This window comes from Streptomyces sp. NPDC087906 (assembly GCF_055584925.1).
On record NZ_JBVJLC010000003.1, the window covers coordinates 53061 to 67004 of the forward strand.

12 protein-coding genes, 1 tRNA gene and 1 CRISPR repeat array are annotated in these 13944 nt (G+C 71.8%); of the genes, 4 read left to right on the forward strand and 9 right to left on the reverse strand.

What is annotated here, in order from left to right; all coding sequences use genetic code 11:
- The first annotated feature begins 232 nt into the window (after positions 1-232).
- A CRISPR array of direct repeats spans positions 233-2459; the repeat unit is 29 nt; unit sequence GGGTTCATCCCCGCATGCGCGGGGAGCAG.
- Between the two features lie 359 nt (positions 2460-2818).
- Positions 2819-2892 (reverse strand) — tRNA-Pro (locus ACZ63I_RS09805).
- 156 nt (positions 2893-3048) lie between these two features.
- On the opposite strand from ACZ63I_RS09805, the gene ACZ63I_RS09810 reads away from it, so the two are divergent.
- A complete protein-coding gene (locus tag ACZ63I_RS09810; protein ID WP_469337143.1) occupies positions 3049-3561 on the forward strand; it encodes a mycothiol transferase in 513 nt (170 codons plus the stop codon).
- Entirely contained in the window at positions 3558-4415 is an 858-nt protein-coding gene (locus ACZ63I_RS09815) for an aldo/keto reductase (protein ID WP_469337145.1), read from the forward strand. The genes ACZ63I_RS09810 and ACZ63I_RS09815 overlap by 4 nt, the downstream gene beginning before the upstream one ends.
- Positions 4416-4471: 56 nt before the next feature.
- Here ACZ63I_RS09815 and ACZ63I_RS09820 read toward each other — a convergent pair whose 3' ends face one another.
- The 8 genes from ACZ63I_RS09820 to ACZ63I_RS09855 form a co-directional block, all read right to left on the reverse strand.
- Entirely contained in the window at positions 4472-5509 is a 1038-nt protein-coding gene (locus tag ACZ63I_RS09820; protein WP_469337147.1) for an alpha/beta fold hydrolase, read from the reverse strand.
- 110 nt (positions 5510-5619) lie between these two features.
- Positions 5620-6156 carry a GAF domain-containing protein gene (locus tag ACZ63I_RS09825; protein WP_469337149.1) on the reverse strand — a complete coding sequence of 179 codons (537 nt, stop codon included), beginning with the start codon at positions 6154-6156 and terminating at the stop codon, positions 5620-5622.
- Entirely contained in the window at positions 6153-6875 is a 723-nt protein-coding gene (locus ACZ63I_RS09830; protein ID WP_469337151.1) for an ATP/GTP-binding protein, read from the reverse strand. The genes ACZ63I_RS09825 and ACZ63I_RS09830 overlap by 4 nt, the downstream gene beginning before the upstream one ends.
- Entirely contained in the window at positions 6853-7224 is a 372-nt protein-coding gene (locus tag ACZ63I_RS09835; RefSeq protein ID WP_469337153.1) for a DUF742 domain-containing protein, read from the reverse strand. The genes ACZ63I_RS09830 and ACZ63I_RS09835 overlap by 23 nt, the downstream gene beginning before the upstream one ends.
- A gap of 2 nt (positions 7225-7226) precedes the next feature.
- Positions 7227-7664 carry a roadblock/LC7 domain-containing protein gene (locus tag ACZ63I_RS09840; RefSeq protein WP_469337154.1) on the reverse strand — a complete coding sequence of 146 codons (438 nt, stop codon included), beginning with the start codon at positions 7662-7664 and terminating at the stop codon, positions 7227-7229.
- A 7-nt stretch (positions 7665-7671) separates the two neighbouring features.
- Entirely contained in the window at positions 7672-9651 is a 1980-nt protein-coding gene (locus tag ACZ63I_RS09845) for a sensor histidine kinase (protein WP_469337155.1), read from the reverse strand.
- 180 nt (positions 9652-9831) lie between these two features.
- On the reverse strand, positions 9832-10527 hold the full coding sequence (locus ACZ63I_RS09850; RefSeq protein ID WP_469338310.1) for a TetR/AcrR family transcriptional regulator: 696 nt from the start codon (positions 10525-10527) through the stop codon (positions 9832-9834).
- Positions 10528-10734: 207 nt separating this feature from the next.
- The gene (locus ACZ63I_RS09855) at positions 10735-11661 is read right to left on the reverse strand and encodes an NADP-dependent oxidoreductase (protein WP_469337157.1); all 927 of its coding nucleotides are present in this window, start codon (positions 11659-11661) and stop codon (positions 10735-10737) included.
- A 228-nt stretch (positions 11662-11889) separates the two neighbouring features.
- Here ACZ63I_RS09855 and ACZ63I_RS09860 point away from each other — a divergent pair, with 228 nt between their 5' ends.
- Both ACZ63I_RS09860 and ACZ63I_RS09865 read left to right on the forward strand, forming a co-directional pair.
- Positions 11890-12993 carry an FAD-dependent oxidoreductase gene (locus ACZ63I_RS09860; RefSeq protein ID WP_469337159.1) on the forward strand — a complete coding sequence of 368 codons (1104 nt, stop codon included), beginning with the start codon at positions 11890-11892 and terminating at the stop codon, positions 12991-12993.
- Between the two features lie 128 nt (positions 12994-13121).
- Positions 13122-13925 carry an SDR family NAD(P)-dependent oxidoreductase gene (locus ACZ63I_RS09865; RefSeq protein WP_469337161.1) on the forward strand — a complete coding sequence of 268 codons (804 nt, stop codon included), beginning with the start codon at positions 13122-13124 and terminating at the stop codon, positions 13923-13925.
- The last annotated feature ends 19 nt before the right edge of the window (positions 13926-13944 follow it).

Here is a 13944-nt window from a genome sequence, read left to right on the forward strand (position 1 = left end):
TGGGTATACGTGACAAGTCGCTTCCCGACTCGGCCATCTCGTCGGTGACGGTGACGGGGTAAATCCCCGCATAGGCGCCGAGAGCCGAAGTGCTCGCCCCTCCCCGCGCCTGTGCGGGTTCATCCCGACAGGCGCGGGGAGCAGGTCGAGTACATCGATACAACACCGCCAGCGAGGCTTCGCCCCTGAGGCGCGGGCAGTTCAACCCGCCGTACTCCCACCGGGCTGCGGAGGGGCCACCCCCACAGGCGCGGGGAGCAGATGTAGTGGACGGTCGCGTGCTCGTCGTCCGCGGGTTCATCCCCGCATGCGCGGGGAGCAGTGAGCATGCCGGGGTTCGAGTGGAGGCGTGGCGGGTTCATCCCCGCATGCACGGGGAGCGGAGAAGGACGTTGTTGCGGTTGCCTTCGGGCGCGGGTTCATCCCCGCATGCACGGGGAGCGGCCGGCGAATCGGGCGGGTGGATGCCTGCCCGCGGGTTCATCCCCGCATGCGCGGGGAGCAGGGCGAGTACGTCGTCCGCCGGCACCTCCGCCTGGGTTCATCCCCGCATGCGCGGGGAGCAGTTGAAGGTGAGCATCTGCTGAGAGATCGCCGAGGGTTCATCCCCGCATGCGCGGGGAGCAGGACGGCAAGGCCGCGCTGTGTATGGGCTTCATGGGTTCATCCCCGCATGCGCGGGGAGCAGTGTTGCGTCGTCGCGGTATCCGTCGGCATCCGGGGTTCATCCCCGCATGCGCGGGGAGCGGTCGGCAGGGGCTGCGGTGGTCCGTTGGTTTGGGGGTTCATCCCCGCATGCGCGGGGAGCGGGCAGCCTGACCCGCAGCACCCCGAAGGCCCGTGGGTTCATCCCCGCATGCGCGGGGAGCAGACCGCGATGGTTGAGGCGGCGATACGGGTGCGGGGTTCATCCCCGCATGCGCGGGGAGCAGCCCGACTGGCAACTGTGCCCCGGGGTGACCGAGGGTTCATCCCCGCATGCGCGGGGAGCAGTAGTGAGGAGCCCCCATGGCCGCCAACTACCGGGGTTCATCCCCGCATGCGCGGGGAGCAGACTTTCCCTGTCCCTCTGTTCGTGGCAGCTCCGGGTTCATCCCCGCATGCGCGGGGAGCAGCGCTGAGTCCCCAGTCACGGACGGCCTGGGCGAGCGTTCATCCCCGCATGCGCGGGGAGCAGACCACGCTGCTGATCGGTGCCGCGCTCGGCATGGGTTCATCCCCGCATGCGCGGGGAGCAGGCCATCCAGTCGACCGTGTCGATGCCGCCCAAGGGTTCATCCCCGCATGCGCGGGGAGCAGCGTTGTGGGACCGTGCGACTCGCGAAGCGCTCGGGTTCATCCCCGCATGCGCGGGGAGCAGGTCTCTCCCCGGGTACGTATTTGGACTCGCTCAGGTTCATCCCCGCATGCGCGGGGAGCAGCGCCTGGTTCTCCTGCTCAGCCGACGCCAGCAGGGTTCATCCCCGCATGCGCGGGGAGCAGTGACCTTGAGATCCTTAGCTTTGATCTTTGTCGGGTTCATCCCCGCATGCGCGGGGAGCAGCCGGGGCGCGGCGCGTGGATGACGTCGGATCCGGGTTCATCCCCGCATGTGCGGGGAGCAGTCGCCTTGGGTGACCCAGATGTGCGCGTAGGCGGGTTCATCCCCGCATGCGCGGGGAGCAGGTGTCGCCGAACACGAAGCGGCAGCGCCCGGTGGGTTCATCCCCGCATGCGCGGGGAGCAGCCCCACCGCTCCCGGCGCCCTCGCTCGGGGACGGGTTCATCCCCGCATGCGCGGGGAGCAGGGGTGCCAGCCTGACGGAGGCAGGCACTCCCGGGGTTCATCCCCGCATGCGCGGGGAGCAGGCCACCTCAATGGGCTCGACCTCGGTCGCGAAGGGTTCATCCCCGCATGCGCGGGGAGCAGGAGAAGGGCGCGCAAGAGGAAGTCGACAGCCGGGGTTCATCCCCGCATGCGCGGGGAGCAGGGTGTCCGTCTCGTCCCGCTCGGGGCCGCGCGCGGGTTCATCCCCGCATGCGCGGGGAGCAGACCCTCCTGGAGCAGATGCCCGTCACTGCGGGGGGTTCATCCCCGCATGCGCGGGGAGCAGGTGGTCGCCGGGACCGGGTCGGCTCGACGTGTGGGTTCATCCCCGCATGCGCGGGGAGCGGTCAGGTCCCGCAGCACCCGCGCTTCGAGGTCGGGGTTCATCCCCGCATGCGCGGGGAGCGGCAGATCGACAAGCACACCGAGCACAACGACCGGGGTTCATCCCCGCATGCGCGGGGAGCGGGCTTCACATCAAGCTCATTCGGCCGAAGATCCGGGTTCATCCCCGCATGCGCGGGGAGCGGTCGGAGGCCGGGCCGCTGTCGATCCCGCCGTTGGGTTCATCCCCGCATGCGCGGGGAGCGGTCGGAGGCCGGGCCGCTGTCGATCCCGCCGTTGGGTTCATCCCCGCATGCGCGGGGAGCGGGCTCGTTGACCTGGGGCTTTCCTGGGGGGCTACGCCCGTTTGAACCAACTCTTGAGATTCGGGCAAAAAGGGTAAAGCTCACCATGTCGCGCCCGACATATCGCTCCGACAACACCCTACGACCCCAGCCATCGGTCCAACATCCCCGGCCACGAGGTGAGTTCGGGGATGCCGGGTCTGATCTCCGTACGCGGCCTTTCGCGGCGGATCCGGGCGTGTCCGGCTTTTCGACGGCAGCCTCGCCGCCCCCGGCGGGGGCTGTCCCCCCGCGCCGGCTCCCCGAGGCGATCCGGGCTGGAACGATCAAGGGCCGGTGTCGGAATTCTCCGATACCGGCCCTGATCTGCGACTCTTTCGAGTCGGGACGACAGGATTTGAACCTGCGACCCCTTGACCCCCAGTCAAGTGCGCTACCAAGCTGCGCCACGTCCCGATGCCCGTGTGACCTGGGGTTTCCCCCGGCTCGACGTGCACCAGAACAATACCGCACTCGGCCGGGTGCTCACTAACGGCATTCCGGGGGCGTCCCGTGCCGACAAGAGGGAACCTGGACAGGACGCACCGATCACCACCAGGAAGGGACCCAGCCATGACCGCAAGCGGTGACCTGCTCATCGATGCCTTCGGCCGTATCCGTGAGCTCGTCCACAACGTGGTCGACGGAACGGCTCCCGATGATCTCGCCGCCCGGCTGGACGACGGGGCCAATTCGGTCGCCTGGCTCGTCTGGCATCTCACCCGGATCCAGGACGACCACATCGCCGGTCTCGCGGGGAGCGACCAGATCTGGACGTCGCAGGACTGGTCGGAGCGGTTCGCCCTGCCGTTCCCGGCCGGCGCCACCGGCTACGGGCACTCCGTACAGGACGTGGCCGCGCTCGGGAGTGTGTCAGGTGAGCTGCTCGCCGGGTATCACGACGCCGTCCACGACCGGACCGTCGAGTACGTGGCCACGCTGAAGGACAAGGACTTCGAGCGGGTGGTCGACGACTCGTGGACGCCCGCGGTCACCCTCGGGGTCAGGATCGTCTCCGTCGTCTCCGACGATCTCCAGCACGCCGGCCAGGCAGCCTTCATCCTCGGTGTGCGGGGGCGGCAGTGAAGAAGCGCCGTATCGGCTCCGTGAAGGTGGGCGCCATCGGGCTCGGCGGTATGCCGATGTCGATCGAGGGGCGGCCCGACGAGGCCCGCTCCATAGCCGCCGTGCACGAGGCGCTGGACTCCGGGGTCACGCTCGTCGACACCGCCGACGCGTACCATCTGCACGCCCACGAGGTGGGGCACAACGAGGCGCTGCTGGGCAAGGCGCTCGCCTCGCACGACCGCGGCTCCGAGGTCCTGGTCGCCACCAAGGGCGGGATGACCAGGCCCGGCGACGGTTCCTGGAAGGTGGACGGCTCCCCCGCCCACATCAAGGCCGCCTGCGAATCCTCGCTCGGCCGACTCGGGGTCGACGCGATCGGGCTGTACCAGCTCCACCGCCCCGACCCCGACGTGCCGTACGAGGAGTCGGTCGGCGCGCTGCGCGAGCTGCTCGACGCGGGCAAGATCCGGCAGGCGGGCATCTCCAACGCGAACCCGGAGCAGATACGGGCGGCGAACAAGGTGCTCGGCGGGCGGCTGGCCTCCGTGCAGAACCAGTACTCGCCCGCCTTCCGCTCCAGCGAGGCCGAGCTGAAGCTCTGCACCGAGCTGGGCATCGCCTTCCTGCCGTGGAGCCCGTTCGGCGGCATCAAGCAGGCCGCGGACCTCGGCTCCCGGTTCGCGCCGTTCGGGCAGGTCGCCAAGGCCCACGGGGTCAGCCCGCAGCGCGTCTGCCTGGCCTGGCTGCTGGCGAAGTCGCCGGTCGTGGTCCCGATCCCCGGATTCACCCGGCCCGAGACCGTACGCGACTCGGTCGCCGCCGTCGGTCTCGTCCTCACCCCGGCCGAGCTGGCCACGCTGGACGCCGCCTGACCGCGACCGCGCGGACCCGACCGACCGGCCGGCCGCGGACGCGTCAGACAGACGCGTCAGACGTGCGCGTCCAGCCAGTCGGTCAGGTCCCGGTGCACCTCGTCGCGGTTGGTCTCGTTCAGGATCTCGTGCCGGGCGCCCGGGTAGCCCTTCCAGCTCAGGTCCTCGACGCCCGCGTACCGGAAGTCCTCCAGCAGCTCGTAGACCAGCGTCATCCGCTGGTTGCAGGGGTCCTCCTCGCCCGCAGCGACATGCACCGGCAGGTCGGCCGGCATCCGGGCGAGGGAGCGCGGGTCGTTGATCTTGCGTACGGCGTGCAGCCAGTCCAGGGCAAGACCCGCGCTGAAGGGGAAGCCGCACCGCTCGTCCGCCACATAGGCGTCGACCTCCGCCTCGTCACGGGACAGCCACTCGAAGCCCGTGCGGTGCGGGAACGGATCGTTGAACGAGGCGAAGAGGCCGGGGATGTACGGGGAGTGCGCCGCCCTGCCGTGCTCGGCGATCTCCTGCTCGAGCCCCGCGAGCGAGGTGTCGATCTCCGCGCCCGGCAGGGTGCGGAAGGCGCCGGTCAGCACGAGCGCGGTCAGATCGTCCGGGTACTCCTGCGCGTAGTCGCGGGCCAGCATCGAGCCCAGGCTGTGGCCGAGCAGCACCACCGGCACGCCCGGGTACAGGGTGCGTGCCTGGTCGCCCGCCGTCTTGAGGTCCCTGACGATGGCCCGCCAACTGCTCGGGGGGCCGTCGTCCGTGCTCGCGGCGCTGTCGCCGGTCGCGCCGCTGTCGCCAATCTCAGCACTGTCGCCGGTCGCGTCACTGTCGCCGGTCTCAGCACTCTCGCCGGTGTCGGGTTCGGTGACCCCGAGGCCGCCGGTGGAGGTGGCCGTGGCGCCGTGCCCGCGGTGGTCCGTGGCGACCACCCCGTAGCCGTGCTCCAGCAGATGCCGGGCGAACCGGTCGTAGCGCAGGGCGTGCTCGGCGGCGCCGTGGGCGATCTGTACGAGGGCGCGCGGCCTGCCGTTGTCGGGGAGCCAGGTGTACGTGGCGATCTGGACGCCGTCGTGGGCGGTGAGCAGCCCCGGTTGGTATGCGGTCATCGGCGGCGTCTTCCCCGTACCGGCCCGTCCCATGCCGTCCCGTCGCCGGGTTGCTCCGGATGCCGCGGATCCCGCGCCCGCAGATACCGCGCCCGCAGATACCGCCACCGTCAGATACCGCCGTCCTCCCGGTGGTGGATCTGCCGGACCAGTTCGGCGGCGACGGACTTGACCAGGTCGAGCCCCGGCCGGCCCCATCGCCTCGGCTCGGTGTCGGACACGCAGACCGTGCCGAGCGCCAGCCCCGTACGGTCGACGAGCGGTGCCCCGAGGTACGAGCGGATGCCGCTCTCCTCGACGAGGGGGTTCCCGGCGAACCGGGGGAAGTCGGCCACGTCCTCCAGGACCAGCGCCTTGCGCCGCACCACCACATGCGGGCAGAAGCCGTGGTCACGGGCCAGATAGCGGTCGGCAGGCGCGCCGGGCGGGGTGTGCAGCCCGGCGAAGAACTGCCGCTCCTCGTCGATGAAGTTGACCATCGCGTACGGCGCCGCGGTCTGTTCGGCGAGCTGTCTGGCGTACGCGTCGAACGCGGGCTCAGGCCGCTGCCCGAGCCCGAGCGTACGCAGCCGCCGCACCCGGTCCGGCGCCTCCTGGTCGACGGGGGTGAGCAGTAACCGGCTGAGCGGGTCGTACCCGTGCCTCATACGGACGCTCCGTCGCTCGGCTCGGCGGCCGTGAGAGTCGCCGCCGTGGCTGGGGGCACGGCTGGGGGCACGGGGGCCGGGGCGGCTCCCGTCGTCGTGAGCAGGTGCTGTACGAGCGTGACCAGGGTCCTGATCCCGGAGCTGGCGATCCGGGCGTCGCAGAGCACGATCGGCACCTCGGGCTTGAGATCTATCGCCGCCCGCACCTCGTCGGGCTCGTAGCGGAACGAACCGTCGAACTCGTTGACGGCGACGACGAACCCGATGCCCCGCTGCTCGAAGAAGTCCACGGCGGAGAAGGAGTATTCGAGCCGCCGGGTGTCGGCGAGGACGATCGCGCCGAGCGCTCCCCGGGACAGCTCGTCCCACATGAACCAGAAGCGCTCCTGGCCCGGGGTGCCGAAGAGGTAGAGCACGTGCCGCTCGTCGAGCGTTATCCGGCCGAAGTCCATGGCGACCGTGGTGGAGGTCTTGGCCTCGACACCCGTCAGGTCGTCCGTCTCGGCCCCCACCTGGGTCAGCAGCTCCTCCGTGCTCAGCGGGGCGATCTCGCTGACCGCGCCGACGAAGGTCGTCTTGCCGACCCCGAAGCCGCCGGCGACCAGGATCTTCAGCGCGGTGGGGAAAGCCGTGGGGAACGCCGTCGGGGACGCCGTCGGGGACGCCGCGGGGAGAGCCGTCGGGGATGGTTCGGGGCTAGAGCTGTCGTCGTAGACCATCGAGCACCGCCTCCAGCAGGGCTTGGTCGGTGGGGTTGTCGAAGGTGTCGGGCGGCCGCGCGGTGATCGCCCCGCAGCCCACCAGATCGGAGAGCAGCACCTTGGTCACGGTCGCGGGGAGCCGCAGGTACGCCGCGATCTCGGCGACCGAGGTCGGCCCCTGGCAGAGCCCCAGGGCCTCGGCGTGCTCCGGGTCGAGATGTGTCCGCGGGACGCTTCCCGTGGACATCACCTGCGTCAGCAGGTCGAAGGCGACGGCCGGCCGCGTACGGCCGCCGCTGACCGTGTACGGACGGATGAGCCGGCCCGCGGCCTCGTCGAGCCACGGCCCGTCCGTCGGGACCGGCACCTTCAGCGCCCCGTGAAACTCTGCGCCGGACCCGCCGCCTGCCTGACCGGGGTGGCCAGGTACGGCCGTACGCTCTTGACGAGCATCGCCATCTCGTAGCCGAGGACCGCCGCGTCCGCCTCACGGCCCGCCAGCACGGCCAGACACGTCCCGGAGCCGGCTGTGGAGACGAACAGCAGGGTGGAGTCCAGCTCCACCACGACCTGGCGGACCTCGCCGCTGTCGCCGAAGCGGATGCCCGCGCTGCGTCCCAGGGAGTAGAGCCCTGAGGCGAGGGCCGCCATGTGGTCGGCGCTGTCGGAGTCGAGACCGTGGGCCGACCTCACGAGGCCGTCGGAGGAGAGCAGCACAGCGCTGCGGGTGTACGGGACACGCTGGACCAGGCCGCTCAGCAGCCAGTCGAGATCGGTGACATGTCCGTTCGGTACATCGCTGGCCATGGTGCATCTACTCCTTGGGGGTGGCGTCGTGGGGAGCCGAGGGGGTGGCGTCGTTCGGGGCCGTGGGGGCGGGCTGCGGGTCCGGGTCGGTGGGTCGCTCTGCGGGTCGCCCGCCGGATCGCTCTTCGGCCCACGGCTCGGGCGGCCGGATCTCGACCCGTGCTTCGGGCTGGGCCTCGGCGAGGCCGATGCCGCGGCGGAAGGCGGCCATCAGACCGGGGTCGTGCAGAACCGGCTCGTCGTCGGGGCCCGCGGCCGGGGTGTCGCGCAACTGGGGCACCAGATGCTCCTGGCCCCGGCGCTTGGGCAGTTGGGGCCGGGTCGGCCGGCTCATCGTGCCCCGGATCGTGCCGTCCCCCGCGGGCGGCGGGTCGCTCGGGCCGGGCGGCGCTGCCGCGACCGTCGCGGCGCGCGCGTCGGGGGTGGGCTGCCGGGCGGCGTGGCTGACGCCGGGCCGCGCGGCGGCGGGCGTGGGCCGTTCGGCCCGCGCGCCGCGCACCGGCAGATGCGCGGGCCGGGGCGGCGGACCCGCCACCTGCACCGGGACCACGGGAACCGGTGCAGGTACGGGTACGGGTGCGCTTACAGGCGCGGGTGCGGGTGCGCGGGTGTCGGCGGGTGTACGTACCGGTGCGGCTGTACGTACCGGTGCGGGCGCAGGTGTGGGTACGGCGGCGGCGCGGCCCGGCCCGGCGCCTTCCGGCTCTCCCGAGCCGAGCAGGGCCTGCGGCAGTACGAGGACGGCCTGGATGCCGCCGTAGATGTTGGACTGCAGACGCACGGCGATACCGTGTCTGCGGGCCAGCGCCGACACCACGAACAGCCCGATCCTGCCGTCCTGGAGGAGCTGGGCGACATTGACCTGGTCCGGGTCGGCGAGCAGCCCGTTCATCCGCTTCTGCTCGTCGGCCGGCATGCCGAGGCCCCGGTCCTCCACCTCGATGGCGAGACCGGCCGTCACCTGCTGCGCCCGCAGCAGCACTTGGGTGTGCGGTGACGAGAACACCGAGGCGTTCTCGACCAGTTCGGCCAGCAGGTGGATGACGTCGGCGACGGCGTGGCCGCGCAGGGTGCCGTCGATCGGCGGCACGAGCTTGATCCGCGGGTACTGCTCGACCTCGGCGATGGCGGAGCGCAGGATCTCGGTCATGGTGACCGGCTTGCTCCACTGCCTGCGGGACACGGCGCCGCCGAGTACGGCGAGGTTCTCCGCGTGCCGGCGGATCCGGGTGGCCAGATGGTCGACGTGGAAGAGGCCCTTGAGCAGTTCGGGGTCCTCGACCTCGTGCTCCAGGTCGTCCAGGAGCTGGATCTCCCGGTGGACCAGGGACTGAAGGCGCCGGGCCAGATTGACGAAGACCTCGACCTTCTGCTCGTTGCCCGCGCTGCTGGACAGCCGGGACGCCTGGACGACGGCGGCGAGCGCGGTCTGCTGGGAGCGCTCCAGCTCCTTGGCGAGCAGGTCGAATTCGTCCTCGCCGTAGGTGGCGGTACGGGCGGTGGCGGTACGGGCGGCGGCGGTACGACCGGCGCCTCCTGGCGCCGGCGGGGTACGCCGGGCGGGCACCGGTTCGCCGCGTCTGAGCTGCTCGACGAGGGCGCGCAGTTCGGCCTGGCCGCGCACGCCGGAGCGGCGCAGCGCCTCGCAGCGTCCGATGAAGGACTTGGCGGTGCGTTCGGCGCCGAGCGCGGCGGCGGCGACGGCGGCGAAGGCGAGCAGCGCCGTGCCGACGAGGCCGGCCCAGACGGCGGTGGTGGGTTCGGCGGCCGACGAGCGGAGTGTGAGCGCGACGCCGGTGGCGCCGCTCAGCGCGGCGACTATGGCGGGCAGGACGGCGGTGCGCAGGAGTTGGGGACGTATCCGGGTGTCCGGTGACGGCGGCGCGGTCGGCCGGGCCGTGGGCGACGGCGGTCGGCCGCCCGGCCTGCCGTGCCGCCCGCCCTCGCGGCGCTCGGGCCGCGCGACGGGTGCGCGAAGGTGAGACATCAGTGTGGAGCCCTCCGTTGATCACCAGCAACACACAGTAGTCGCCAAGCGGTCACGAGCGGAGTGCAGTTGACAAAGTCGCCCATACGGCGTCCCGCTCTGGTATGAGGCTTCGTACGCGCGAACGAAATGCCGCGTATACCGTATGCGCCTCGTATACCCCGTACCGGGACTCTTCGCTCAGTTCGCGCGGCCTGCGGCCCCGTAGCCGTACAGGAAGGCGTCGACGGCCCTGGACACGCACGCGCGTATCCGGTCCTGGCTCAACGAGGGGCTTCCGTAGGGGCGGAGGGTGATCTCCGACGTGACGAGGGCGATGAAGTGCGAGGTGGCACGCGCCGGGTCGGCGATACGCAGCAGCCCGGCCTCCGCGAGCCGGCCGAGCTGCCGCGCCACCTCCTGCTGCACCCGCGCGGGCCCTGCCTGCTGCCAGGTGTCGATCACGGCCGCGGGGAAGTGCCGCACCTCGGCCTTGATCTGCCCGACCATCGCGAAGTGCTCGGGGAACTGGGTGCACTGGTCGACGAAGGCGCGGCCGAGGGCGAGCAGGTCGGCCCGCGGGTCGGTGCCGGTGACCTGCTGGTGCACGGTCGCGATGAACGCGTCGGCGACCTGGGTCGCGCTGTCGTGCAGCACGTCGGAGAACAGGTTCTCCTTGCCGTCGAAGTGGTTGTAGATGGTCCGCGTGGACACCCCGGCCTCGGCGGCGATCGCCTCGATGCTGGTGCGGCTGTACCCCTCCCGGCCGAAGACCGTGCGCGCACCCTGCGTGATGGCCCGGCGCTTCCCGGCCCTGCCGCCGCGGCGGCCCGCGCCGGTGGTGCCCGGCGCCGCGTCCGCGTCGGGCTCGGCGGGGGCCGTCGATGTGGTGTTCAGGGGAAGCCTCCAGGTTCAGATGGCGCGCAGGCCGATTTACCGTGCACGTTGTACTTCACTTTCCGGGCGTACGGCAATACTCGGCGCGGTACGACCGCCGGCCGGACGCGCGGGAACCCGGCGCGTCGGTCGGTCCCGCGCGTCGGTCCCGCGCATCGGTCCCGGCCTTCAGCCCCGCCCTCCAGCCCCGCCGGTCAGTCCCGCCGGTCAGTCCAGGGGCGGCATCTCCAGGACGGTCTTGCCCTGGCTGTGTCCGCCCTCCACAGCCCGGACCGCCTGCGCGGCCCGCTCGAACGGGACCACCCGGGTCACCTTCGGATCGAGGGCGCCGGTGCGCACCAACTCCACGACGGCGCCCAGGATCGCGGGGTCCCGCACCGGGCCCACCGGTGCGCCGCCCAGCGCGGCGACGGCCTCCCGGTCGGCGCCGCTCACCAGTTTCGTACGGTCGGTCAGCAACGCGGCGACTTCGCGCAGCACGTCGCCCCCCACCAGGTCGAGGACGCCGTCCACGCCGTCGGGCACCGCTGCCCGCACCCGCTCGGCGAGGCCGGGGCCCGACGCGACGAACCGGACGCCGAGCGATGCGGTGAACTCCCGCTTGGCCGGGGCCGCAGCGCCCACCACGGTCAGCCCGAGGCCCACCGCCACCTGGGCCGCCGCCACTCCGACGCCTCCCCCGGCACCGGTCACCAGCAGCACCGCCCCCTTCGGCAGCGCGAGTTGGCGCACGGCGCCGTAGCCGGTGGCGGCGGCGATCGGCAGCGCGGCCGCGTCGGTCCAGGACACCTCCGGCGGTTTGCGCACCGTCGCGGCCGCCGGCAGCAGGGTGTACTGCGCGTACCCGCCGGTCAGCGGGCCGCCGAGGACCGCGTCACCCACCGCAAAGCCGGTGGTGCCGGGGCCGAGCGCGACCACCTCGCCGGCCGCCTCGCCGCCCATCACGGCGGGCAGCTCCACCACGGGCGCCCCGGCCGGTCTGCGGCCCGAACGGCGCTTCCAGTCCACCGGATTGACGCCCGCCGCACGCACGGCTATCAGCAACTGGCCGGGCCCTGGGACCGGTTGCGGGAGATCGGCGAAATGCTCGACCTCGGGGCCACCGAAGCGGTCGTAGACATAGGCCATGGGCATGCGGCACCTCGTCACTTCTCGTTCGTCACATCTGACTTGCGGCTGCTGACTTGCGGCTGCTGACTTGCGGCTGCTGACTCGCGGCTTGGCGCGCGGCCGGCTCGGCGCGCGGCCAAATTGCCATGCAGATTGCATTTTACCTGAGCGGGCCGTTAGGCTCCGCGAAAGTCGGCGGAGCCCCGTTCCCTCCAGTGGGCTCCAGGCGGTACAGCACAAGGAGCGCAACTTATGGGCAGCACGGTCGCGATCGTCGGCGGCGGGTACGGAGGGGCCGCACTGGCCCGTCAACTCGACCCGGACTTCGACGTCGTACTGATCGACCCCAGGGACGCCTTCGTGCACACGGTCGCGGCCCTGCGCGGGCTGGTCGACGCGGAGTGGGCGGAGCGGATCTACTTCGGCTACGACGGTCTGTTCACCCGCGGCCGCCATCTGCGCGGCCACGCGGTGGCGGTGGACGCGGGCGGTGTCACGACGGCCGACGGCACCGGGATCGCGGCGGACTACGTGGTCCTGGCCACCGGCTCCTCCTACCCCTACCCGGCCAAGCCGGACACCGAGACCAGCACCGACTCCCAGACTCGGCACGCCGACACCCGGACCGAACTCGCCGCAGCCTCACGGGTGTTGCTCCTCGGCGCGGGCCCGGTGGGTCTTGAGCTGGCCGGTGAGATCACCGAGCAGTGGCCGCAGAAGGAGGTCGTGGTGGTCGATCCCGCCGACGACGTCCTCGGCGGCAAGTATCTGCCCGGACTGCGCGACGCGCTGCGCGAGCAACTGGCCGCGCGCGGCGTGCGGCTGGAGCTGGGCAGCGCGCTGGCGGAGCCCCCTTCGGTGCCGCCGGGCGTGCGCGAGCCGTTCTCGGTCACGACGGAGGCGGGCGTACGCATCGAGGCGGATCTGTGGTTCCGCTGCTACGGCGTGGTGCCGAGCAGCGGCATGCTGCGCGGCGAACTCGCCGCGGCCCGGCGGCCCGACGGGCATGTGGAGGTCGACGAGTACCTGCGGGTGGCGGGTGCGTCGAACGTCTTCGCCGTCGGTGACGTCACAGCGGTGCCCGAGCCGAAGCGGTCCAAGGCAGCCTCCGAGCACGCGGCGGTGGTGGCCGCCAACATCCGGTCGCTGGCCGCGGGACGGCCGGCGGAACACACGTACCGGCCGGGCGAGGACGCGGTCCTGGTGCCGCTGGGCTCCACCGGCGGCGCCTCGCAGGTGCCGGGCCCCGAAGGTCCCATCGTGCTCGGCGCCGCGGAGACGGCCCGCTACAAGGGCGACGATCTGCTGCTGGGCCGGTTCGCCGATCTGTTCGGCGCGGCGGCCGAAAAGAACTGACGAGTCATCAATTAGTTTCACAAACCCGCCAGTTCGGCCGATCACGACACGATTCCGCAGCACCGTCTTCACGCACGTCCGTCAGGATCGGGAGCAACTCCCCGTCCTGAACGAGAGGTCGTTGACCGATGAGTAACGGAACGCAGTCCCTCGCCGGCAAAGTGGCCGTGGTCACCGGCGGCGCGGGAGGGATCGGCGTCGCCACCGTGGAGGCACTGGCGACCGCGGGGGCGGACGTCGTCCTCGCGGACGTCGCGGAGGCGCCCGCCCGAGCCGCGGCGGCCGAACTGGCGGCCAAGGGCCTGTCGGTGGTCGGCCACAGCGTCGACATCGCGTCGGAGGACAGTGTCAAACGCCTGGTCGACTTCGCCGTCGACACCTTCGGCGGCATCGACATCCTCGACAACAACGCGGCGCTGACCTCGGCGATCCGGCAGGACCGCGACGTGGTGACGATGTCCGTCGAGCTGTGGGACCAGGTGCTCGCCGTGAATCTGCGCGGGCCCATGCTGCTGTGCAAGCACACCGTGCCGGTGATGATCGAGCGCGGCGGCGGCTCGATCATCAACATCACCAGCGGCCAAGGTCTGTCCGGGGACCGGGTGATGGTCGCCTACGGCAGCTCCAAGGGCGGTCTGGTCGCACTGACCCGCTTCGTGGCCGCCGCGTACGGCGCCGACGGCGTCCGCTGCAACGCCGTCGCGCCGGGGCTCGTCCGCACCCCGGCGCTGGAGGCGGACATGCCCGTACCGGTACAGCAGATGTTCCAGAGCGCGAACCTGATACCCCGGCTGGGCACACCGGACGACGTGGCCCAGTTGGTGGCGTTCCTCGCCTCCCCCGCCGCCTCCTTCATCACCGGTCAAGTGCTGTCCGTGGACGGCGGGTTCCTCGCCCACCTCCCTACGCTCTCGCCGCTGCCGCCGCGCTGACAGCACCACCTGCTCCGGG